Origin of the sequence: Staphylococcus sp. GDX8P80P, assembly GCF_017893095.1 — a bacterium.
GTDB lineage: Bacteria > Bacillota > Bacilli > Staphylococcales > Staphylococcaceae > Staphylococcus > Staphylococcus borealis.
The window spans coordinates 1-259 of record NZ_JAESMI010000245.1 but is presented as its reverse complement, the minus strand read 5'-3'; the positions used below and the strand labels follow the sequence as shown (position 1 = coordinate 259).

Genomic DNA, 259 nt, shown 5'->3' with positions numbered 1-259 from the left:
AGCTGCAGCACGTAACATAGTTGGTCCACCGATATCGATGTTTTCAATTGCTTCATCTTCTGTTACATCTTCTTTCTTAACAGTCTCTTTAAATGGATATAAATTTACGACTACTAAGTCAATTAAGTCGATGTCTTGTTCTTTTAATGCTGTTAAATGTTCAGGAATAGAACGATTTGCAAGAATCCCTCCATGTACACCTGGATGTAAAGTTTTGACTCTTCCATCCATTATTTCTGGAAAGTTTGTTAATTCTGAA

The 259-nt window shown here is 34.7% G+C and carries 1 pseudogene; it reads right to left on the bottom strand.

From position 1 onward, the window contains the following. Positions 1 to 259 (bottom strand): annotated as a pseudogene (purH, locus tag KA858_RS12640) (bifunctional phosphoribosylaminoimidazolecarboxamide formyltransferase/IMP cyclohydrolase); the annotation flags it as partial.